At 74.3% G+C, this 21291-nt stretch carries 17 protein-coding genes; 13 read left to right on the top strand and 4 right to left on the bottom strand.

The window, feature by feature from the left end; all coding sequences use genetic code 11:
• Nucleotides 1-110: 110 nt before the first annotated feature.
• The 4 genes from ABH937_RS26625 (at nt 111) to recX (ending at nt 4231) form a co-directional block, all read left to right on the top strand.
• Nucleotides 111-1679, top strand: coding sequence for a S8 family serine peptidase (locus ABH937_RS26625; RefSeq protein ID WP_370219721.1), 1569 nt, complete (start codon nt 111-113; stop codon nt 1677-1679).
• 33 nt (nt 1680-1712) lie between these two features.
• Nucleotides 1713-1907 (top strand): DUF3046 domain-containing protein, encoded by a 195-nt coding sequence (locus ABH937_RS26630; RefSeq protein WP_280693756.1) that lies wholly within the window; start codon nt 1713-1715, stop codon nt 1905-1907.
• A 181-nt stretch (nt 1908-2088) separates the two neighbouring features.
• Nucleotides 2089-3219 (top strand): recombinase RecA, encoded by a 1131-nt coding sequence (gene recA / locus ABH937_RS26635; RefSeq protein WP_280693755.1) that lies wholly within the window; start codon nt 2089-2091, stop codon nt 3217-3219.
• A gap of 7 nt (nt 3220-3226) precedes the next feature.
• On the top strand, nt 3227-4231 hold the full coding sequence (gene recX, locus ABH937_RS26640) for a recombination regulator RecX (RefSeq protein ID WP_370219722.1): 1005 nt from the start codon (nt 3227-3229) through the stop codon (nt 4229-4231).
• 39 nt (nt 4232-4270) lie between these two features.
• Here the strand turns inward: recX and ABH937_RS26645 are convergent, their stop codons facing one another.
• Nucleotides 4271-5968, bottom strand: coding sequence for an FAD-dependent monooxygenase (locus ABH937_RS26645; RefSeq protein WP_370219723.1), 1698 nt, complete (start codon nt 5966-5968; stop codon nt 4271-4273).
• 518 nt (nt 5969-6486) lie between these two features.
• On the opposite strand from ABH937_RS26645, the gene ABH937_RS26650 reads away from it, so the two are divergent.
• Both ABH937_RS26650 and ABH937_RS26655 read left to right on the top strand, forming a co-directional pair.
• Nucleotides 6487-7233 (top strand): response regulator transcription factor, encoded by a 747-nt coding sequence (locus ABH937_RS26650; RefSeq protein ID WP_280693752.1) that lies wholly within the window; start codon nt 6487-6489, stop codon nt 7231-7233.
• 3 nt (nt 7234-7236) lie between these two features.
• Entirely contained in the window at nt 7237-8664 is a 1428-nt protein-coding gene (locus ABH937_RS26655) for a sensor histidine kinase (protein ID WP_280693751.1), read from the top strand.
• Between the two features lie 17 nt (nt 8665-8681).
• Here the strand turns inward: ABH937_RS26655 and ABH937_RS26660 are convergent, their stop codons facing one another.
• A complete protein-coding gene (locus tag ABH937_RS26660; protein WP_280693750.1) occupies nt 8682-9677 on the bottom strand; it encodes a TAXI family TRAP transporter solute-binding subunit in 996 nt (331 codons plus the stop codon).
• A gap of 109 nt (nt 9678-9786) precedes the next feature.
• Here ABH937_RS26660 and miaB point away from each other — a divergent pair, with 109 nt between their 5' ends.
• Entirely contained in the window at nt 9787-11277 is a 1491-nt protein-coding gene (gene miaB / locus ABH937_RS26665) for a tRNA (N6-isopentenyl adenosine(37)-C2)-methylthiotransferase MiaB (protein WP_370219761.1), read from the top strand.
• Nucleotides 11278-11335: 58 nt separating this feature from the next.
• Nucleotides 11336-12034 (top strand): hypothetical protein, encoded by a 699-nt coding sequence (locus tag ABH937_RS26670; RefSeq protein ID WP_280693749.1) that lies wholly within the window; start codon nt 11336-11338, stop codon nt 12032-12034.
• A 130-nt stretch (nt 12035-12164) separates the two neighbouring features.
• On the opposite strand, the gene ABH937_RS26675 is transcribed toward ABH937_RS26670, so the two are convergent.
• Nucleotides 12165-12809: an antitoxin gene (locus ABH937_RS26675; RefSeq protein ID WP_370219724.1), complete on the bottom strand. Its 645-nt coding sequence runs from the start codon at nt 12807-12809 to the stop codon at nt 12165-12167.
• Between the two features lie 152 nt (nt 12810-12961).
• On the opposite strand from ABH937_RS26675, the gene miaA reads away from it, so the two are divergent.
• The 5 genes from miaA to hflX all read left to right on the top strand — a co-directional run bounded on the left by miaA (nt 12962) and on the right by hflX (nt 19965).
• On the top strand, nt 12962-13897 hold the full coding sequence (miaA, locus tag ABH937_RS26680; RefSeq protein ID WP_370219725.1) for a tRNA (adenosine(37)-N6)-dimethylallyltransferase MiaA: 936 nt from the start codon (nt 12962-12964) through the stop codon (nt 13895-13897).
• A gap of 252 nt (nt 13898-14149) precedes the next feature.
• Nucleotides 14150-14761, top strand: coding sequence for a hypothetical protein (locus ABH937_RS26685; protein WP_370219726.1), 612 nt, complete (start codon nt 14150-14152; stop codon nt 14759-14761).
• A 33-nt stretch (nt 14762-14794) separates the two neighbouring features.
• Nucleotides 14795-15682 (top strand): diaminopimelate epimerase, encoded by an 888-nt coding sequence (dapF, locus tag ABH937_RS26690; protein WP_280693745.1) that lies wholly within the window; start codon nt 14795-14797, stop codon nt 15680-15682.
• 329 nt (nt 15683-16011) lie between these two features.
• Nucleotides 16012-18417: a bifunctional (p)ppGpp synthetase/guanosine-3',5'-bis(diphosphate) 3'-pyrophosphohydrolase gene (locus tag ABH937_RS26695; RefSeq protein ID WP_370219727.1), complete on the top strand. Its 2406-nt coding sequence runs from the start codon at nt 16012-16014 to the stop codon at nt 18415-18417.
• A gap of 30 nt (nt 18418-18447) precedes the next feature.
• On the top strand, nt 18448-19965 hold the full coding sequence (hflX, locus tag ABH937_RS26700) for a GTPase HflX (RefSeq protein ID WP_370146924.1): 1518 nt from the start codon (nt 18448-18450) through the stop codon (nt 19963-19965).
• An 85-nt stretch (nt 19966-20050) separates the two neighbouring features.
• On the opposite strand, the gene ABH937_RS26705 is transcribed toward hflX, so the two are convergent.
• A complete protein-coding gene (locus ABH937_RS26705) occupies nt 20051-21196 on the bottom strand; it encodes a serine protease (RefSeq protein WP_370219728.1) in 1146 nt (381 codons plus the stop codon).
• Nucleotides 21197-21291 lie beyond the last annotated feature (95 nt).

Genomic DNA, 21291 nt, shown 5'->3' on the forward strand with positions numbered 1-21291 from the left:
CGGATGGCTGCGCGGCAAGGTCATAAAAGGCGCAAATCACTTATTCCGCTCATAGGGTGAGGCTTCGTGCGGGGCGCGTGCAGGCCCGCCCGAGGAGCGGAGGACACCCGATGGCCGAGGTGCGACTGGTCTCCCGTCGTCCGCTGCGTCGCCGGGCGCTGCTGCTGCGCAGCGCGCCGACCGTGCTCGCGGCGGCCCTGCTGCTCGGCGGCGCGGTCCCCTATTTCTCCGGGGCCGGGCGCGGCTACCTCAGCTACCTGGTGCTGGCCGACCGGCTGGACGCGCAGGGCGCCGCCGCCGCGCAGAGCGCCGTGCGCGCGGTGGGCGGCCAGGTGGTGCAGGACTATCCGCAGATCGGGGCGGTCCTCGCCTACGCGAACGACGGTCGGTTCGCGGCCCGACTGCGCGCCCGCCCCGGGATCGCCGCCGTCGGGGCCACCCGGACCGCCACGGTGCCCGGGCCGCCCGGCGCGCTGGCCGGCTCGGGGGACTTCCGCCGGCCGGGCGCCGACCGCTTCACCGGGGGCGGCCGCGCGGGCGAAGCGCTCGTGACGAGTGGCAACGCGGCGGACGGCATGGAGGGCGACAGCACGCCGACCGTGCCCGACCCCGGGGAGCAGGCCGGCTGGAACCTCGCCATGATGGGCGGCCTGCCGACCGTCCAGGCCCCGGCCGCGCTGCTCGCCGCGCCGGTGTCGACCGCCACCCGGGAGGCCGCGCGCCAGGCGGCGCTCCGGCAGGTGCTGGTGGCCGTCCTGGACTCGGGGGTCGACGACACCCACCCGGACCTGCGGGACGCGGTCAGCCCCGGTGACTCGGCCTCCTGCGCCGATGGTCGGCCCGACGCCCGGTTCGGCTCCTGGCGCCCCGACAGCGGGGTCACCGAGAGCGGCCACGGCACGCACGTGGCCGGGCTGATCGGAGCGGCCCGGGACGGCCACGGGGTGGTCGGGGTGGCCCCCGGGGTGCGGATCGCGGCCGTGCGGCTGCTCGGCCCGCTCGGGCAGTACTACCCGGAGAACATCGTCTGCGGGCTGCTCTGGGCCGCCGACCGCGGCGCGGTGGCGGTCAACGACAGCTACTTCGCCGACCCGTGGAAGTACAACTGCCCCGAGGACCCGGACCAGCGCGCGATGATCCTGGCGGTGGGCCGCGCGGTGGCCTACGCCCAGCGCCGCGCCCTGGTGGTCGCCTCGGCCGGGAACGACGGGCAGGACCTGGCGGGGACCAGGGTCGACCAGCGCAGCCCCAACGACCGGCTCTCCGGTCCGGCGCAGGACCGCCGGCTGGGCACCGAGTGCGTCCGGCTGCCCGGCGAACTGCCCGGAGTGCTGTCGGTCAGCGCGGTCACCAGGACCGGCGCCATCGCCGGCTACTCGAACTACGGTGACGGGCGGATCGCGCTGGCCGCCCCCGGCGGCGACCCGGACGGCGGGCCGGATGACGCGATCGTCTCGGACTGGCCGGGCGGGCGGTACGCGGCGCTGGCCGGCACCTCGATGAGCGCCGCCCACGTCACCGGCGCGATCGCGGTGGCCGCCGCGTTGCATCCGGGCTGGGGCCCGGACCGGCTGCGCGAGCTGCTGCTCGCCCAGGCCAGGGCGAACTGCCCGGTCGGCGCCGGTCTCTGCCGCGACCGGCGCAGCTACGGGGCGGGCATCGTCGCGCTGCCGCACTGAGCGGGTCCGCCGGCCCGGGCGATACTGGGCGGCATGAGGCTGACCGAGTTCTGGCGACGGATGGACGAGCACTTCGGCGCGGGGTACGCGGAGTCGTTCGCCCGGGACCACGTGATGAGCGAGCTGGGCGGCCGCACGGTGCACCAGGCGCTGGACGCGGGCTGGGAGGCCAAGGACGTGTGGCGGGTGCTCTGCGAGGCGATGGGGGTCTCGGCGCGGCTGCGCTGAGCCGCTGAGGCCCGGTTCGTGTGCTGGGGGCGGGCGTGCGATCAATATCGAACTGATGTTCCCTATACTGGTTTCCCGGCGAGTTTTCCACAGGCCGAGCCCGATCGGGGCGGATTGTCGGTGGGACGCGCTAGCGTCGAGGACGATGAAGCGCACAGCACAGAACCCGAGGGTGGAAGCCATGGCAGGCACGGACCGCGAGAAGGCTCTTGAGACCGCACTCGCCCAAATTGAGCGGCAGTTCGGCAAGGGCTCGGTGATGCGTCTGGGCGACCAGTCCCGTGCCCCGATCGACGTGATCCCCACCGGGTCCACCGCGCTGGACGTCGCGCTCGGCGTCGGCGGCCTGCCGCGCGGCCGGGTGGTCGAGATCTACGGCCCCGAGTCCTCCGGTAAGACCACGCTGACCCTGCACGCCGCGGCCAGCGCGCAGAAGCTCGGCGGCACCGTCGCGTTCGTCGACGCCGAGCACGCCCTGGACCCGGAGTACGCCCGCAAGCTCGGCGTCGACACCGACGCGCTGCTGGTCTCCCAGCCGGACACCGGTGAGCAGGCGCTGGAGATCACCGACATGCTGATCCGCTCCGGCGCGATCGACCTGATCATCATCGACTCGGTGGCCGCCCTGGTGCCGCGCGCCGAGATCGAGGGCGAGATGGGCGACTCGCACGTGGGTCTGCAGGCCCGCCTGATGAGCCAGGCGCTGCGCAAGATCGCCGGTGCGCTGAACCAGTCGAACACCACCGCGATCTTCATCAACCAGCTGCGCGAGAAGATCGGCGTGATGTTCGGTTCGCCGGAGACCACCACCGGTGGCCGGGCGCTGAAGTTCTACGCCTCGGTGCGGCTGGACATCCGCCGGATCGAGACCCTCAAGGACGGCACCGAGGCGGTCGGCAACCGCACCCGCGTCAAGGTGGTCAAGAACAAGGTCGCCGCCCCGTTCAAGCAGGCCGAGTTCGACATCCTCTACGGGCACGGCATCAGCTGGGAGGGTGGCCTGATCGACATGGGTGTCGAGAACGGCTTCATCCGCAAGGCCGGTGCCTGGTACACGTACGAGGGCGACCAGCTCGGCCAGGGCAAGGAGAACGCCCGCAACTTCCTGCGCGACAACCCGGCGCTGGCCGAGGAGATCGAGAAGAAGATCAAGGTCAAGCTGGGCATCGGGGTCGACCCGGACGCGCCCGTCGAGGGTGCTGCCGCTCCGGCCGCCGCAGCCGGCGAGGCGGCGGACGGTGCGGTCAAGCCGATCACCGCCACCGCGGCGAAGGCGGCCCCGGCCAAGAAGGCGGCGGCCGCGAAGGCCTGAGCGACTGATGAGGAGTGAGTCGGGGGGCGAGTCGGCGAAGTCGGAGGAGTGGGGGCCGCGCGACTGGTGTGCCAGCGGCGTCGGGGGCGAGAGCTTCGACCTCGCCCCCGAGCCCGGCGCCGACCGTCCGCGTCGCGCTGCCCGATCGGCGCCCGAGCCTGGCTCGACGCCTGCGGAGCGGCCAGGTCGGCAGATCGAGGACTGGCCGATCGAGGCCGTCGCGGTCAAGGGGGAGCAGGAGGGCGAGCGCCCGGACTGGGTGGTGGACGCCGAGGAGGGAGCGGCGTCCGCCGAGCCGTCCGTGTCGTCCGGCCGCGCCCGCAGTGGGGCCGGTCGACGCGGCGCCGCCTCGTCCGGCAGCACTCGACGCGACTCGGGGGAGCGCGGCTTCGGCGAGCGAACGGGGGGCGCTCGCGGGGGGCGCTCGCGGGCGAGTCGGGAGCCCGGTCAGCCGCGGGCCGCGCGCGAGCCGGGCCGCTCCCGCGCAACCGCGGCGGCGGAGCAGGATCCGGCCGCCCGGGCCCGGGACATCTGCCTGCGCCTGCTCACCGGTACTCCGCGCACCCGCAAGCAGCTGTCCGACGCGCTGCGCAAGCGGGAGATCCCGGACGAGGTGGCCGAGGAGGTGCTCTCCCGCTTCGAGGAGGTCGGCCTGATCGACGACGCCGCCTTCGCCGCCGCCTGGGTCGAGTCCCGGCACGCCGGTCGCGGGCTGGCCCGCCGGGCGCTGGCCCGGGAACTGCGCACCCGGGGGGTGGCCGGTGCGCTGGTCGAGGAGGCGGTGGCGCAGCTCGACCCGGACGAGGAGGCGGCCACCGCGCGAGCCCTGGTCGAGCGCAAGCTGCGCACCACCGCGGGCTTGGAGCGGCAGGCCAGGATGCGCCGCCTGGTCGGCCTGCTGGCCCGCCGCGGCTACTCGGAGGGTCTCGCCTTCCGGGTGGTGCGCGAGGTGCTGGACGCCGAGGGGGAGAGCGCCGAGGAGCTGGAGGACTGGTCGCTCGGCGGCGGCTGACGGTGCGTCGGTAGCTGATCCTGCGTCAGCTCGGCCGCCTCAGGCCGACCGCTCGGCGCCGGCCAGCGGGCTCGGCCCACCCCGTGCCCCGTCCGCCAGCGCCTGCAGGTCCTCGGCCCTGCAGCCCTGGGTGATCCCGACCAGATGCCCGTCCGGGCGGACCAGCAGCACGGTGTGCGCCCCGGCTCCCGGGTACTCCTCGGTGACCAGCACCTCGGTCGGCACCGGCAGTGCCGCCGCCACCTCCGCCAACCGGGGCATCAGCCCCGCGCCCATCCAGCGCTCGGCCGACCAGACGGCGGTGCCCGGTGCCACCAGCAGCAGCAGGAAGGTCGTGCCCAGCCGTGCGTACAGCTGGTCGGCGGCGCCCTCGGTGGTGACCACCGGGACGTTCGGCACCAGCACCCCGGGCGCGGTGGCCGGCAGTTGCTCGCTGAGCGCCGTCCCGCGCCCCGTCGCGCGCTGCACCGGCACCGCGCCGGCCCGCCCCGGCACCCCTGAGGGTGCGGCCGGGTAGGCGGGGGCGCCGCCGAACCGCCCGGTGCCGAGCAGTCCGTCGGTGAGCAGCGGCGCGTGCTTGCGGAACGAGCCGGTGAGCAGCGAGCGCCGGGTCTGCTGCCAGCCGCGCAGCGGGCGCAGCAGCGGCATCGCCTGGTCCACCGCGCGCAGCCGGGCGCCGACCGCCCCGCGCCGTTCCGCCTCGTACCCGTCCAGCAGGGAACCGCCGGACTGCTCGCTACCGAAGGCCGGCGGAAGGTGCCAGGCGACCGCGAGCCGCCAGGCGAGGTTGTCCACATCGCGCAGCCCGTCGGCCAGGTTCTGCATGCCGAGCGCGCCGTGCAGGTGGGCGGCGTCGCCGGCCAGGAAGCAGCGGCCGCTGCGGAACCGGGCGGCGAGCCGCTGCTGGGCGGTGTGGTCGGCGGCGGCCAGCAGTTCGTAGCGCGGCAGTTGGCCGCACCAGCCGGTCAGCGTCGCCTTCACGCGGGTGAGCAGGGTGTCCCCGGTGACCAGGCCGGGCCAGGTGGCGTGCGGGTCGACCGGCTCGCTGGGCACCGGCCGGCCGAGCGGCAGGCGCCAGTCCAGCCGCCACAGGCCGTCGGGCAGCGGCCGGGCCGAGGCCTCGCGGTCGCCGCGCCAGGGCGGTTCGCGGTGCAGCCGGGCCTCGCCGGGAAACGGCAGGTCGACCCGGACGGTGGCGATCGCGTGCCGGTCCACCGCCGGGCGCCCCGGGAACCGGATGCCCAGCAGCTTGCGCACCACCGACCGGGCGCCGTCGCAGCCGACCAGGTGGCTGGCCCGCCACCAGGTGTCGGTGCCGTCCTGCGGGTGTCTGCTGCGCACGCTGACACCGTCCCGGTCCTGGTCGATCTCCTCCACCCGGGAGTGCGGCACCAGCTGGATCAGCCCGGTCGCGGTGGCCGCGTCCCGCAGCCCGCGCTGCAGTCGGTGCTGGGGCAGGTGCAGGACCGGATGATCCGTCAGATCGAGTTCCAGCACCTGCTGTCGGCGCCGCCAGACGCTCAGCCGCTCCCAGCGAGCGGCGTCCGAAGCGGCCCGCGGATAGCCCAGCCGCTCCAGGAAGGCGGCGCTCTCCGCCCCGAGCACGGCGCTGCGCGGCCCCTCGGGGCAGACCCCGCTGCCCTGGTCGAGCACGATGCTCGGGACCTCGTGGCGGGCCAGCGCCAGCGCCATCGCCAGGCCCACCGGACCGGCGCCCACCACGATCACCGGGTCCACGGACGGCCTCCGCACCGCGGGTCGGGGCAGGTCGCAGGCGAACCGGTGGCGGGGGGAGCGGCGCAGGTCCCGGGTGGTGTCACGAAGAGCAATGCAACAGAGTGCCTGGGAGTCCGTCAAGCAGCGACCGGTGTGCGCCGGTTCGTGCCGCGGCGTCCGAGCGGCTCGATCCGGTGGCCACGCGCGGTGCGGCTAGGGCCTGTACGGCGGATCTTTTCGGATGGGCCCGCGGCGTGGCGGGGGCGCGGCAGCGCCGGCACGCGGGCCCGGGCGGACGATCACCAGGCTGGATATCGGGGGCTGGGGCCGGCGGAGCCTGCAGCCCCCGATGTTGAGACCCTAAGTCGGCCGAACGGCCGCCGGAAGGTGTTCTGAGCGGAACTTGAGGATTACGAAAGGGCCACGTGCCCCGCGCTCGCCCCGAGAGGGCTGGCCGCGACGGTGGGCGGTGGGGGAGGATGGCCGCTTCGCCGACAGCCAAGGGCTGCCGGAGCGGGACCCGATCGGGAGGATGTGGGATGCGGCTGCTCCTCGTCGAGGACGACGACCGGGTGGCGGCGGCGCTGGTCGCCGTCCTCAGTCGGCACGGCTTCCAGGTGCGGCACGCGCGCAGCGGCCACGAGGCGCTCGACGCGCTGGTGCCTGACGGCAGCGACCCCTACCGGGTGGTGCTGCTGGACCTCGGCCTGCCCGACCGGGACGGCTTCGAGGTGTGCAGCCGGATCCGGGCCGGCAGCGGGGTTCCGGTGATCATGGTGACCGCCCGGGCCGACATCCGCTCCCGGATCCACGGCCTCAACCTGGGCGCCGACGACTACATCACCAAGCCCTACGACATGGGCGAGCTGCTGGCCCGGATCCACGCGGTGGCCCGGCGCTTCCAGCCCGCGGCGGCCGCGGCCGACGGCCCGGCGGCGCCGGCCGGCCCCGGCTCGCTGGAGTCCTGGGGGATCAGCATCGACCGCGAGCGCCGCCGGGTCAGCGTGGAGGGCCGCGAGGTCCCGCTCACCCGCAAGGAGTTCGACCTGCTCGCGCTGCTCGCGCAGAGCCCGGGCGTGGTCTACCGGCGCGAGCAGATCTTCAGCGAGGTCTGGCGCAGCGGCTGGGAGGGCAACGGGCGGACCTTGGAGGTGCACATCGGCTCGCTGCGCACCAAGCTCGCGCTGCCCGGCCTGGTCGAGGCGGTGCGCGGGGTCGGCTACCGGCTGCTGCCCCAGTCGCCGACCCAACAGAACGGCGCGGCCGGAGCGGAGAGCGCGAGCTAGCCCATGCGCACCCGCCTGCTCGGCATTCTGCTGGCCCTGATGGTCGCCGTCCTGGCGGCCCTCGGCGTGCCGTTGGCCGCCGACATGGCCGCGGCCGAGCAGAGCCGGACCGTGGTCGACCGGATGGACGACGTGGCCCGGTTCGCCCAGGAACTGCCCACCCAGGGCCTGCCGGCGCGCGGCGCGGTCGGCTCCGATCCGGCCGTCCCGACCGACCCGAGCGCCATCCAGCTGCGCGAGCTGCAGTTGGAGGCCTCCCGCTACCAGGAGCTCTACGGGGTGCGGATCGGCCTGTTCCTGGCCGACGGCCGCCAGCTCGCCATCGCTCCCGCCGACTGGCACCTGCCGACCAGCGGCAGCGGCGCCGAGGCCGTCCAGGAGGCCAGGGACGGCCGGCGCAGCCACAACCCGCCGCAGGTCTGGCCGTGGACCCCGGACCGCACCCTGACCATCGCCTCCCCGGTGGTCCGGGACGGCGACGTGGTGGCCCTGGTGGTCACCGAGTCGCCGACCGCCGCGCTGCGTTCGCGGATCCTGCACCGCTGGCTGCTGCTGGGTGGCGGCGAGGCGATCGCGATGATCGCCGCCGTGCTGCTCGCGGTGCGGCTGACCGAGTGGATGCTGCGCCCGGTGCGCACCCTGGACCGGGCGGCCCACGACATCGCCACCGGGCGGATGAACGCCCGGGTCGCGTCGTCCGGCGGCCCGCCCGAGCTGCGGCGACTGGCCGCCTCCTTCAACGACATGGCCGACCACGTGGTGCTGGCGCTCGACCAGCAGCGGGCCTTCGTCGCCGACGCCTCGCACCAGCTGCGCAACCCGCTGGCGGCGCTGCTGCTCCGGGTCGAGCTGCTCGGCCTGGAGTTGCCCGAGCAGCACGAGGCCGAGCTGTCGCAGGTGCGCGAGGAGGGTGTCCGGCTGGCCCGGGTGCTGGACGACCTGCTGGGCCTGGCCACCGCCGAGGGCGGCCGCCCCGAAGCGGAGCCGGTGGACCTGACCGCGCTGGTGCTGGCCCGGGTGGACGCCTGGCAGGCGCTGGCGACCCAGCGCGGGGTGCGGCTGGCCTGCGGCACGCCGCCGCCGGCCAGCGGCTGGGCGGACCCGATCGGTGTCGGCAGCGCGCTGGACGCGGTGCTCGACAACGCGCTCAAGTTCAGCCCGGCCGACGGCACGGTGGCGGTCACCCTGCAGGTGCGCAAGCGCGACGTGGCGATCACCGTGACGGACTCCGGGCCCGGGCTCACCGAGGAGGAGCTGGCCAGGGTCGGTGACCGGTTCTGGCGCAGCGCCCGGCACCAGAACGTGGACGGCTCGGGCCTGGGCCTGTCCATCGCGCGCACCCTGCTGCTGGCCGGCGGGGGCTCGCTGGAGTTCGCCCCGGCCGAGCCCCGGGGGCTTGCCGTCGCGCTGATCGTCCCGCGCGAGCACTGACGCCCGGTCGGTCGCCCTCAGGGTTTGACGGACCGGTAGTAGCGCTCGGCGCCGTCGTGCAGCGGCAGCGGGTCGGTGTAGACGGCGGTGCGCAGGTCCACCAGCTGGGCCGCGTGCACCTGGGTGCCGATCGGGTCCCGGCTGTCGATCACCGCGCGGGTCAGGCCCTCGACCAGCCCGGGATCCACGTCGTCGCGGGTGATCAGCAGGTTGGGCACCGCCATGGTGAGCACGGCCTGGGTCTTCGGATAGACCCCGGCGGGCAGGACGGCGGTGCGCCAGGCGTCGGTGTCGCTGCTCGCCTGGTGCAGCTTGTCGGTGAGGTCGCCCAGCGGCACGATCCGGATCGGGAACTTGGCCGCCAGGCTGGTCAGCGCGCTGGTCGGCAACCCGCCGGACCAGAAGAAGGCGTCCAACCGCCCGTCCGCCAGCTGGGTGCTCGCGTCCCCGACGCCGAGCGGGGCGGGGGTGATGCCGGTGTCCGGGTCGATGCCGGCGGCGATGAGCAGCTCGCGGGTGACCAGGTTCACCCCGGACTTGGGCTCGCCCACCCCGACCCGCTTGCCCTTCAGGTCGGCCACCGACTGCACCGGGGAGTCGGCCGGGACCACCAGCTGCAGGTAGTCGTCGTAGAGCCGGGCGATCGCCCGCAGCTTGCCCTTGCCCGGGCCGGGGAACTCGGCCACCGCGTCGGCGGTGGCTATCGCGAAGGAGTCCTGCCCCGAGGCGACCCGCTCCAGGTTGTCCACCGAGCCCTGGCTGGCGTCCAGCCGCAGCTCGACGCCGGGCATCGTGGTGTGCAGGTACCCCTGCAACAGCTCGCCGTACTGGGTGTAGACCCCCTCGGGCACACCTGTCGCGAAGCCGTCGACCCCCTTGGGGTAGCCGGCAGGTCGGCCGGCGGTCAGCCACCAGCCGCCGACCGCGCCCACCACCAGCAGCAACAGGGCGGCCAGCAGCGGCCAGAGCCGGCGTCGGCGGGTCCGGCGCGGCCAGGCGGTGGTCGAGGTCATGCGGGGGATCCTGCCAGGAGAAGCCCGCGGACGGGAGGGGGAGGGCCCATCTCGCCACCACGTGCCACCGGGAGCGCGCCGCGCTGCCCTTACCCTTGCTGCTGTGGGTATGGGAGAGAGCTTGCGAACTTACAAGGTCGTCACGCACGGCTGTCAGATGAACGTCCACGACTCCGAGCGGCTGGCCGGGCTGCTCGAGGACGCCGGATACGTGAAGGCCGACCAGGGCGGTGAGCCCGACCTGGTGGTCTTCAACACCTGTGCCGTGCGGGAGAACGCCGACAACAAGCTGTACGGCAACCTCGGCCAGCTGGCCCCGGCCAAGGCCGGCCGCAAGGACATGCAGATCGCCGTCGGCGGCTGCCTGGCCCAGAAGGACCGCGACACCATCGTGCGCAGGGCGCCCTGGGTCGACGTGGTCTTCGGCACCCACAACATCGGCCACCTGCCCGCGCTGCTCGAGCGGGCCCGGGTGGAGCGCAAGGCCCAGGTGGAGATCCTGGAGTCGTTGGAGACCTTCCCCTCCACGCTGCCCACCCGCCGCGAGTCCGCCTACGCGGCCTGGGTCGCGATCTCGGTCGGCTGCAACAACACCTGCACCTTCTGCATCGTCCCGGCGCTGCGCGGCAAGGAGGAGGACCGCCGCCCCGGCGACGTGCTCGCCGAGGTCGAGGCGCTGGTCGGCGAGGGCGTCATCGAGGTGACGCTGCTCGGCCAGAACGTCAACGCCTACGGCTCGGACCTGGGCGACCGCGAGGCCTTCTCCAAGCTGCTGCGGGCCTGCGGCCAGATCGAGGGCCTGGAGCGGGTGCGCTTCACCTCCCCGCACCCGCGCGACTTCACCGACGACGTGATCGCCGCGATGGCCGAGACCCCGAACGTGATGCACCAGCTGCACATGCCGCTGCAGTCCGGCTCGGACACCGTGCTGCGCGCGATGAAGCGCTCGTACCGCCAGGAGCGGTTCCTGGGCATCATCAAGAAGGTCCGCGAGGCGATGCCGGACGCCGCGATCTCCACCGACATCATCGTCGGCTTCCCCGGGGAGACCGACGAGGACTTCGAGCAGACCCTGCACACGGTGCGCGAGGCCCGGTTCACCAACGCCTTCACGTTCCAGTACTCCAAGCGCCCCGGCACCCCGGCCGCCGAGATGGCGGACCAGGTGCCCAAGGCCGTGGTCCAGGAGCGCTACGAGCGGCTGATCGCGCTGCAGGAGGAGATCTCCTGGGCGGAGAACAAGAAGCAGGTCGGCCGCCGTCTGGAGATCCTGGTCGCCGAGGGCGAGGGCAAGAAGGACGACCAGACCGACCGGCTCTCCGGCCGCGCGCCCGACAACCGGCTGGTCCACTTCACCAGGCCGGCCGAGCCGGTGCGGCCGGGTGACGTGGTGACCGTCGAGATCAGCTACGCGGCCCCGCACCACCTGCTGGCCGAGGGCCCGACGCTGGGCGTCCGGCGCACCCGGGCCGGCGACGCCTGGGAGAAGCGCAACGCCGCCCCCGCCGCCAAGCCGGCCGGCGTCATGCTGGGGCTGCCCGGCATCGGCGCTCCGGCGCCGCTGGCGGCCGCGCCCGGCAACGGCTGCGGCTGCGACTGATCCGCCGGCCGGGCAGACGGCCACGGCCTCTCGTCAGTGAGGCCCTAGAGTGATCACCATGCTGGTCGCCGCTGCCGTCTGCCCCTGCCCCCCGCTGCTGGTCCCCGAGGTGGCCGCTGGTGCCGCCCCGGAGCTGGACGGCCTGCGGTCGGTCTGCGCCGAGGCGGTCGGCGAGCTGCTGGCCGCCGACCTGCAGCTGCTGGTACTGGTCGGCGACGGTCCGCAGGCCGAGGTGTGGACCGAGGGCGGGGCCGGCTCCTTCCACCGCTTCGGCGTCCCGCTCGGGGTGCGGCTGCCCTCCGGCGGGGTCGACGGGCCCGAGCTCAGCCCCGCGCTCTCCGTCGGCGCCTGGCTGCTGGACCAGGCCGGCGCGGCGCTGCCCACGCACGCCTGCGCGGTGCCCGGTGACGCGCCGGTGGACCGGATGCTCGGCCTCGGCCAGGGACTGGCGGGGCTAGCCGACCGGGTCGGACTGCTGGTGCTCGGCGACGGGAGCGCACGACGCTCCGTCAAGGCGCCCGGCTACCTGGACGAGCGGGCCGAGGGCTTCGACGCCGGGGTGGCCCGCGCCCTCGGTGCGGCGGACACCGCCGCGCTGGCCGCGCTGGACCCACGGCTCGGCGCCGAGCTGCTGGCCGCGGGCCGGGCCCCGTGGCAGGTGCTGGCCGGGGCGGGTGAGGGGGCCGGGCTCGGCGGGCGGCTGCGCTACCAGGACGCCCCGTACGGCGTCGGCTACTTCGTGGCCTCCTGGCGCTGATCGGCGCTGATCGGCACAGTCGGGGGGGGGGGGGGGGGGCGCGCGGCGGCCCCCCCCCCCGGGGGGGGGGCGGCCGGGCCCCCCCCCCCCCCCCCCCCGACTGTTGATCAGCTGCGGATCAACTCCTGGATCAGCCCTGCGGGCCCGCCTCGTCGGCAGGGCCTTCGTCGCCGGTGCGGCCTTCGTCCTGCGGGCCCTTCTCCGCGAAGCCGTCCACCGCGCCCTTGGCCTTCCCCGTCCCGGTGGCGATCTTGTCGCTGTACTTCCCCTTGGTGGCCTTGTCGATCGCGTCGCCGGCCTTGTCGACCAGCTCGTCGATCTTCTCGTTGTGCTGGCCCGCCAGCTGGCTGGCCTTGTCCTTGAGCTCCTCAGCCCTGCCCTTGAGGTTGTCCATCAGGCCCATGGCGTCGTCTCCTGTGTCAGGCCGCTCGGGTCGGCTCTGCGGAAGGGCGTCCTCGGCCGGTTCCACGCTCTGCGCGGCCGCCGCGAGCGCCGCGGCCAGCAACTCGGCGACGTCCGGCGTGAGATGCGCCGCCGCGTCGAGCAGCGCCCCGCCCGCATCGACGGCGCCGGCCCCGGTCAGCAACTCGCCCGACTCGGCCTCGGGGGCCGTCCGGGCGGCCGGGACGCCGGGCGGCGACTCCTGCCGCCCGCCGTCGGTCGCCCCGGGCTCCGCCGGCTCCTGCTCCGGCGGAGCCAGCACGGCGACCGATCCGCCGTCCGCGGCCTGCGGAACCTCGGCGGTACGGCGACGGAACCAGCTGAAAACACCCATATCTTCTCCCAACCTACGCGGTCTGCGGCGGACCCGGGGCCGGTTCTGCGGCGAGCCGGTGCAGGGTGCCGCCCATCCGGGGAACGAGCGGGCCGGTGGCCGGTCACGTCCCCCGTTCGGGTGGGGGCCCGCGCTTTGCGAGACTTGACGGTGTGAGCAGCTCTCTTTCCCGTATCCCGGTGGTCTCGGTGGTCGGCGCGACCGCGGCCGGCAAGTCCGACCTGGCCGTCGCGCTGGCCCAGGCACTCGGCGGCGAGGTGATCAACACCGACTCCATGCAGCTCTACCGGGGCATGGACATCGGTACCGCCAAGCTCACCCTCGCCGAGCGCGCCGGTGTCCCGCACCACCTGCTGGACATCTGGGAGGTCACCGAGACCGCCAGCGTGGCCGAGTACCAGCGGCTGGCCCGGACCGAGATCGACCGGCTGCTGGCCGCCGGGCGCCCCCCGGTGCTGGTCGGCGGCTCGGGGTTGTACGTGCGCGCGGCGATCGACGAGATGGACTTCCCGGGAACCGACCCGGCGGTGCGCGGCCGGCTGGAGGACGAGCTGGCGGAGCACGGCCCGGCCGCGCTGCACGCCCGGCTGGCCGTGCTCGACCCGGCGGCCGCGGCCGCCATCCTGGTCGGCAACGGGCGGCGGATCGTGCGGGCGCTGGAGGTGATCGAGCTGACCGGCCGTCCGTTCACCGCCAACCTGCCCAGCAACACCGCGGTCTACGACGCGGTGCAGATCGGTGTCGCGGTGCCCCGGCCGGAGCTGGACGAGCGGATCACCCTGCGGGTGGACCGGATGTGGCAGGCCGGATTGCTGGACGAGGTACGGGCGTTGGAGGCGCGCGGGTTGCGCGAGGGGCTGACGGCGGGTCGGGCGCTCGGTTACCAACAGGTGCTGGCGCACTTCGCGGGCGAGTGCACCGAGGAGGAGGCGCGGGCCGAGACGGCGCGCGCCACCAAGCGGTTCGCGCGCCGTCAGGAGTCCTGGTTCCGCCGGGACGACCGGATCCACTGGCTCGATCGGCCCGCCGGAGCGGACCCGGCCGACCTGCTGGAACGCGCGCTGAAGTTGGTCGAGCAGGGGGCCTGAACGGCGGATTCCGGCCGGTCGGCCCGCCTGATCCGGCCATCTGCCGGTGCACCTGCGCTCGCACGTGCAGGTGCAGGAGGAAGCTGGGATCACGGCCGGATCACGTCATGGCCACGGATCACCCGGCGGCCCGGGTTACGCGCTGTAAGCGTGTTGGGACATGCCATTATCGAGGCAAGAGGGGCCGGTCGCGCGGGCCGGACCCATCCGTTCGCGAGTCCCGGCTCGTGTCGAACTGTCAGGGGAGGCCGCGTGTCCACGGGTCCCGGCCCCGAAACCGAGCAGTTCCCGCACCATGCCCTGGACCTGTCCGGGGCGGCGCACGGCCTCGACGAGCCGGAGCCCGCCCACGGCTCGGTCACCGACCTGGCTGAGGAGGCGTTCGCCATGCCGCGCCCCGAGCTGCTGTCGCCCACCGCGCTGGCGCCCGAGGACCTGCTGACGGCCGGTGCGTTGCCGTCCGCCGAGGACCTGTTGCTGGCCGCCGACCCGGACCTCCCGCTCGGCCCGCCGGCCGACCAGGCGGTCCTCGAACGCGAGATCCGCCCGCGCCGCCGGCTGCGCTGGTGGCAGTTGCTGCCGATCGTGCTGATCGGGGTGGTCGGCTCGCTGATGTTCGCCTTCCCGCTCGCCTTCGGGTCCGGCGACGGCGGCTCGATGGTGGCCATGCTCGGCCTGCTGCTCACCGCGGCCTCGATGGGCTGGGGCGCGATGGCGGCCCGCAAGGCCGGTTACGCCTGGCCCGGCCTGCCCCGGCGCGGCTCGGGACGGCGGGCGGCCTGGCAGGCCATCGCCGCCTACACCCTGATCGCGTGCGTGGCCTTCGCCCTCGCCGTCTGGCGGGTCGTTCAGCTGCGCAGCTGATCGCCGCCGGCGCCCGGTCAGTACGATCGCAGTATGAGCGCACCGACCCCGCAGGGCCTGCCCTTCCTCAAGGGCCACGGCACCGAGAACGACTTCGTCATCCTCCCCGACCTGGACGGCGCGCTGCGCCTGGGTCCGGCCGAGGTGGCCCGACTCTGCGACCGCCGGGCCGGGATCGGCGCCGACGGTGTGCTGCGGGTGGTCCGTTCGGCCCGCGACGAGGCCGCGGCGGCCCAGGCCGCGGAGGCCGAGTGGTTCATGGACTACCGCAACGCCGACGGCAGCATCGCCGAGATGTGCGGCAACGGGGTCCGGGTCTTCGCCCGCTACCTGGTGCACGCCGGGCTGGCCAAGCCCGGACCGCTCGCGGTCGCCACCCGGGCCGGAGTGCGGCAGGTGCTGATCGCCGAGGACGGCCCGGACGGCACGCCCGGTGAGGTCACCGTGGACATGGGCCGGGCGGTGCTGCCGGGCACCGAGGGCATCGAGGTGGCGGTGGGGGAGCGGCACTGGCCGGCCCGCAACGTCAACATGGGCAACCCGCACGCGGTGGCCTTCGTGGCCGATCTCGCCGAGGCCGGCAACCTGTTCACCGCGCCCGAGGTCAGCCCGGCCGGGGCCTACCCGGAGGGCGTCAACGTCGAGTTCGTGGTGGACCGGGGCGAGCGGCACGTCGCGATGCGGGTGCACGAGCGCGGCTCGGGCGAGACCCGCTCCTGCGGGACGGGCGCCTGCGCGGTGGCGGTGGCCGCGGCCCGGCGGGCCGGGATCGACCCGGCGGTCACCGGTGAGCCGGTCAGCATCACGGTGGACCTGCCCGGCGGGCGGCTGGTGATCGCCGAACACCCGGACGGACGGGTCGAGATGACCGGGGCGGCGGTGATCGTGGCCGCCGGGGTGCTCGAGCCCGGCTGGCTCTGAGGCCCCGTCAGGGGGCCGGGCACGGGGTGGGGTAACGGGGGTGGGCGGCCCCTTTCCCCGTTCCGGGTGGAGCTCAATCCGCCCATTCGAGTGATCTCCCTGACAGAGCGGAAGCAGGGCCTCGCGGAACGTGTTGTGCTCGGTAGCATGGACCACCGGGGCAGCCGCCGCTCCGGTGCTCGCTGCCGGAGGTTGCCATGACTGTCGAGACCGGCCGGCCAACCGGCCAGGCCCTGTCACCTGGGACATCTGAGGCTCCGTCAACAGGTCCGGGTCGCCTCGCGGGGCGCTCGGTCGGATCGCCGCCCGTCGATTCCGCGCCCTCGCCGGTGCCGCCGCCACCTGAGCCGGCGTCACCTGAGTCGCCGTCACCCGGACGGCGGCTGCTGGGGCGGGCCGCCCTCGGCCGGGCCGGGCGGGCCGCCCTGCTGGCCACCGGGCGCCCCCCCGTGCCGGACGCGATCGAGCCGCTGGTGCAGGCCCACCGGCGCCACCATCCGCAGGCCGACCTCGCGCTGCTCAGCCGCGCCTACCGGACGGCCGAGGAGAGCCACCGGGGCCAGAAGCGCAAGAGCGGCGAGCCCTACATCACCCACCCGCTCGCCGTCACCATGATCCTGGCCCAGCTCGGCGCCGAGACCACCACCCTGGTCGCCTCGCTGCTGCACGACACGGTCGAGGACACCGAGGTGACGCTGGATCAGGTCGCCGCCGCCTACGGTCCCGAGGTCGCCTACCTGGTGGACGGCGTGACCAAGCTGGAGAAGGTGGACTTCGGTGCGGCGGCGGAGGCGGAAACGTTCCGCAAGATGCTGGTCGCCACCGGCGACGACGTGCGGGTCATGGTGATCAAGCTGGCGGACCGGCTGCACAACATGCGGACGATCCGTCACATGAAGCCGGCCAGCCAGGTCAGGATCGCCAAGGTCACCCGGGACGTGCTGATCCCGCTGGCCGAGCGGCTGGGCATCCAGGTGGTCAAGACGGAGCTGGAGGACATCGTCTTCGCCACCCTCCACCCCGAGGAGTACGCCAGGACCAGGGCGCTGATCGCCGCCCAGGAGGCCGCCCAGGACGCGCTGCTCAGCCCGTTCGCCGCCGCGCTGCGCCGGCAGCTGGCCGAGTCCGGGGTGTCGGGCGAGGTCACCGTGCGACCCAGGCACTGCGTCTCGGTGCACCGGGCGCTGCTGCGCCGCGGCCCGAGCGGCCCGGTCGGCCTGGTGGGGCGCCCGCACCCGGCCGACCTGGCCCGGCTGCTGGTCGTGGTCGAGGAGACCGCCGACTGCTACGCGGTCCTCGGGGAGCTGCACACCTGCTGGACCCCGCTGCCCGGCGAGTTCAAGGACTTCGTCGCCGCGCCCAAGTTCAACCTGTACCAGTCGCTGCACACCGCGGTCTCGGTGGACGGCGCGCTGGTCGAGGTGCTGGTCCGCACGCCCCGGATGCACCGGATCGCCGAGTTCGGCGTGGTCGCGCTCGGCAGTCCGCACCAGGCCGGCGCGGACCAGACCGGGCGCGACGAGCTGGACGGCACCGACCCGGCCCGCCCCGGCTGGCTCAGCCGGCTGCTGGAGTGGCAGCAGGAGACCCCCGATCCGGACGCCTTCTGGTCGACCCTGACCGCCGACCTGTCCGACGACGGGGAGATCACCGCCGTCACCGAGGAGGGCGCCACCCTGGTGCTGCCGGTCGGGGCCAGCTGCGTCGACGCCGCCTACCAGCTCGGCGAGGAGATCGGGCACCGATGTATCGGCGCCCGGGTGAACGGCCGGCTGGTGGCCTTGGCCACCGCGCTGGCGGACGGCGATGTGGTGGGCATCCTGACCGAGCCGGGCGGTGGCCCCGGCGGGCCGGAGCCGACCGGGCCGAGCCCGCAGTGGCTGGAGTTCGCGCACACGCCGGGGGCCCGGATCGCGATCGAGCGCTGGCTGGCCGGTCACGCCCGCCCTGAGCCGGCCGGCCAGGCGGTCCATGCCGTCGATTCCGTCGCTTCCGTCGAGGCCGCCCATGTCGTCGATGCCGCCCAGGTGCCCCCGGCCGGCCAGGGCGCGCCGTCGGCACCGCCCGCGCCGCACGGCGCGGTCGAGCGCCCGGCGACCGCGAGACCGGCCGGCGGCCACGGCCGGCTGGTGGTCGCCCCCGGCCACCCCGGGGCGGCCGTGCGGCTGGCCCGCTGCTGCACCCCGGTGCCGCCGGACCGGGTGACCGGCTTCCAGATCCGCGGCGGCTCGATCGCGGTGCACCGCACCGACTGCCCCACCGGTGAGCGGATGCGCGGCTCGGGGCGCGGCCCGGTGCAGCTGGACTGGTCGCCGGAGGCCGGTGCGGCGGCCACCGGGGCGCCGGCGCCGTTCCGGGTCACGCTGCAGGCCGAGGCGCTGAACCGGCCCGGGCTGCTCGCCGACCTGACCGCCGCGATGTCGGCCACCGGGCTCGACATCGTCTCCGCGGTGGTCGAACCGCCCCAGGAGCTGCGGGTCCGGCACACCTACACGGTGGAGCTGCCCAGGGCCGCGACGCTGCCCGTGGTGATGCGCGCCATGCTGCGGGTCTCCGGGGTCTACGACGTCCGCCGCCCCGGGCTGGAGGCCCCGCGCCCGCCCCGGTTGCGGCCGAACTCCCGGGCGGCCGGAAATGCTGATGACCAGGCCCCCGGGCCCGTGCGACCATCGAAGGGAATGCGGGACCGGTCCGCCGCGTTGAGCGCAGTGGACGGGCAGCCCGAAAAACCTTGATCCGTAGCCTGTCGATACCCTAAGGACACGATGACCTCCACGTTCGAAGACCGCGAATTTTCCAGCGAGACCGCCGGCCGCAGCGCTCGCCGTCCCGCTGACCTCCGGGCCGAAGCCCTGATGGACGAAGACCTCGCGGTGATCGACGAGGACTTCGGCCACAACTACGACGGTGACCAGTACGACCGCAGCGAGCGCGCAGCGCTCCGTCGAGTGGCGGGCCTGTCCACCGAGCTCGAGGACGTCACCGAGGTCGAGTACCGCCAGCTGCGCCTGGAGCGCGTGGTGCTGGTGGGCGTCTGGACCGACGGCACCGCCGAGGAGGCCGAGAACTCGCTCGCCGAGCTCGCCGCCCTCGCCGAGACCGCCGGCTCCCAGGTGCTCGACGGGGTGATCCAGCGCCGCGACAAGCCGGACGCCGCCACCTACATCGGCTCCGGCAAGGCCAAGGAACTGCGCGACATCGTCGCCGCCACCGGCGCCGACACCGTGGTCTGCGACGGTGAGCTGACGCCTGGTCAGCTGATCCACCTCGAGGACGTGGTGAAGGTCAAGGTGGTCGACCGGACCGCGCTGATCCTCGACATCTTCGCCCAGCACGCCAAGTCCCGGGAGGGCAAGGCCCAGGTCTCGCTGGCGCAGATGCAGTACATGCTGCCGCGCCTGCGCGGCTGGGGTCAGTCGCTCTCCCGGCAGATGGGTGGCGGTGGCGCCGGCTCCTCGGGCGGCGGAATGGCCACCCGTGGTCCCGGTGAGACCAAGATCGAGACCGACCGGCGGCGGATCCGCGAGAAGATGGCGAAGCTCCGCCGGGAGATCGCCGACATGAAGAAGGGCCGGGACACCAAGCGCCAGGAGCGCAAGCGCCACCAGGTGCCCTCGGTCGCGATCGCCGGTTACACCAACGCCGGCAAGTCCTCGCTGCTCAACCGGCTCACCGGTGCCGGCGTCCTGGTGGAGAACGCGCTGTTCGCCACCCTGGACCCGACGGTGCGCCGGGCCACCACCCCCGGCGGGCGGCTCTACACGCTGGCCGACACGGTCGGTTTCGTCCGGCACCTGCCGCACCACCTGGTCGAGGCCTTCCGCTCGACCATGGAGGAGGTCGCCGACGCCGACCTGATCCTGCACGTGGTGGACGGCTCGCACCCCGAGCCGGAGACCCAGCTCGCGGCGGTCCGCGAGGTGATCGTCTCGGTCGAGGCGCAGCACGTGCCGGAGATCGTGGTGATCAACAAGGCCGACGCCGCCGATCCGCACGTGCTGCAGCGGCTGCTGCGCCGCGAGCCGCACGCCATCGTGGTCTCGGCCCGCTCCGGCCAGGGGATCGACGAGCTGCTCAAGCTGATCGACCAGGAGCTGCCGCGCCCGGCCGTCGAGGTCCAGGCGCTGGTCCCGTACACCCGGGGCGACCTGGTCTCCCGGGTGCACGCCGAGGGCGAGCTGCTGGAGACCGAGCACACCGGCGAGGGCACGCTGCTGCGGGCCAAGGTGGCGGCCGAGCTGGCCGCCGAGCTGGAGCGCTACGCGGTGGCCGTGCAGCACTGAGCGACACCGCGATGAGCACTGAGCGATACGCGAAGGGCCCCGGGTCTCCCGGGGCCCTTCGCATGTCACGGCTCGCTGTGGGGCGTCAGTTCTTCTTGCTGATGTAGTCCAGCGCGCTCTGCGCCACGTCGTCGAGGTAGGGACCGGCCAGCCAGCCGCTCTGCTCGGGGCCGATCGAGGTGTTGCTGACCAGCGCCGGCTTGCCGTTGTGGACGGCGAACCAGCCGCCGCCACTGGAGCCGGCGGTCATGCCGCAGCCGATCACGTCCATCGCCGGGCGGGCGGGGTCGAAGGAGAGCCGGGAGGCCTGGCCCCCCTCGCAGCGCTCCATCTCCATGCCGTTGAAGGGCGGGGCGGCCGGGTAGCCGACCGCGGTGATCTTCAGCTGGTCGCGCGGGGCGTCGAACCAGACCGGGACCGAACCGCCGACCGTCTCCTCCAGCGACTTCCCGTCGCTGTTCTCGTTCTGCACGCGGATGATCGCGAAGTCGTACTGGCTGGCCGGGCCGCCGGTCTCGGAGCCCTCGGCGTACCACTGCGGCGAGGAGATCGCCGCGGTGGCGTCCCAGACGCCGAACGGCGCGAACTGGCTCTGGCTGGTGGGCTGCTGGCCGCCGCTGACCGCGCCGGAGCTGTTGAACGCCGGGACGAAGGCGATGTTGCTGTACTGCTGGCCGCTCTTCCCGCTGGTGATGCAGTGCCCGGCCGTCCAGATCAGGTTGCTCTTGCCCGGGTGCTGCGGGTCGGAGATCACGGTGGCCGAGCAGACCGCGTGCTCCGAGGCGCTGACGTCGAAGAAGACCTTGCCGTCCACCGCGTTCGGCGTGTACGGGTGGGTCATCGCCTTGGCCGCGATCGGGGCGGGCAGCGGGTCGGTGCCGCCGTTGGTGGGCTGCTGCGGCTGGACGACCGGGTCGTTCGGCTTGGCCTGCAGCATCTTCTGCAGGTTCCAGATGCCCTTGACCGCCTGCGGGATCGCGTGCTGCTTGGCCCAGGTGTCCCAGTCCGAGAGCTTCCAGTGCTTCAGGTCGTCGAGGCTGGGCAGACCCAGGCCGCCGGGCAGCGTGAGGGCGTTCGACGGGGACGGTGCGGCCGAGCTCCGGACCGGGGCGGGCGGCGCCGACTTCGGAGTGGCGCTCGACCCGCAGGCGGCCGTCGCGACGAGGGTGAGGGCGGCCACGGCGCCGGCGGCCGCGGTGCGTCGGCGGGTTCCGCCGTTCATCGGTGACATCTGTTCAGTTCCCCCAGGTGGAATATCGCGGCGGTGCTCCAGGGCGGGCCGCCGGGCATCTGTGGAGTCTGCCATGCGGCTAGGACGGGAGGATC

The sequence above is a fragment of the Kitasatospora sp. GAS1066B genome, assembly GCF_041262605.1.
In the GTDB taxonomy this organism is placed as follows: domain Bacteria; phylum Actinomycetota; class Actinomycetes; order Streptomycetales; family Streptomycetaceae; genus Kitasatospora.

Excerpts from the sequence above, each read along its gene's own strand:
- ABH937_RS26630 (WP_280693756.1), top strand. The coding sequence starts at position 1,713 with ATGAGGCTGACCGAGTTCTGGCGACGGATGGACGAGCACTTCGGCGCG.
- recX (WP_370219722.1), top strand. The coding sequence starts at position 3,227 with ATGAGGAGTGAGTCGGGGGGCGAGTCGGCGAAGTCGGAGGAGTGGGGG.
- hflX (WP_370146924.1), top strand. The coding sequence starts at position 18,448 with ATGACCTCCACGTTCGAAGACCGCGAATTTTCCAGCGAGACCGCCGGC.
- dapF (WP_280693745.1), top strand. The coding sequence starts at position 14,795 with ATGAGCGCACCGACCCCGCAGGGCCTGCCCTTCCTCAAGGGCCACGGC.
- ABH937_RS26670 (WP_280693749.1), top strand. The coding sequence starts at position 11,336 with ATGCTGGTCGCCGCTGCCGTCTGCCCCTGCCCCCCGCTGCTGGTCCCC.
- ABH937_RS26705 (WP_370219728.1), bottom strand. The coding sequence starts at position 21,196 with ATGTCACCGATGAACGGCGGAACCCGCCGACGCACCGCGGCCGCCGGC.
- miaB (WP_370219761.1), top strand. The coding sequence starts at position 9,787 with ATGGGAGAGAGCTTGCGAACTTACAAGGTCGTCACGCACGGCTGTCAG.
- ABH937_RS26650 (WP_280693752.1), top strand. The coding sequence starts at position 6,487 with ATGCGGCTGCTCCTCGTCGAGGACGACGACCGGGTGGCGGCGGCGCTG.
- ABH937_RS26675 (WP_370219724.1), bottom strand. The coding sequence starts at position 12,809 with ATGGGTGTTTTCAGCTGGTTCCGTCGCCGTACCGCCGAGGTTCCGCAG.
- recA (WP_280693755.1), top strand. The coding sequence starts at position 2,089 with ATGGCAGGCACGGACCGCGAGAAGGCTCTTGAGACCGCACTCGCCCAA.
- ABH937_RS26660 (WP_280693750.1), bottom strand. The coding sequence starts at position 9,677 with ATGACCTCGACCACCGCCTGGCCGCGCCGGACCCGCCGACGCCGGCTC.
- ABH937_RS26655 (WP_280693751.1), top strand. The coding sequence starts at position 7,237 with ATGCGCACCCGCCTGCTCGGCATTCTGCTGGCCCTGATGGTCGCCGTC.
- ABH937_RS26625 (WP_370219721.1), top strand. The coding sequence starts at position 111 with ATGGCCGAGGTGCGACTGGTCTCCCGTCGTCCGCTGCGTCGCCGGGCG.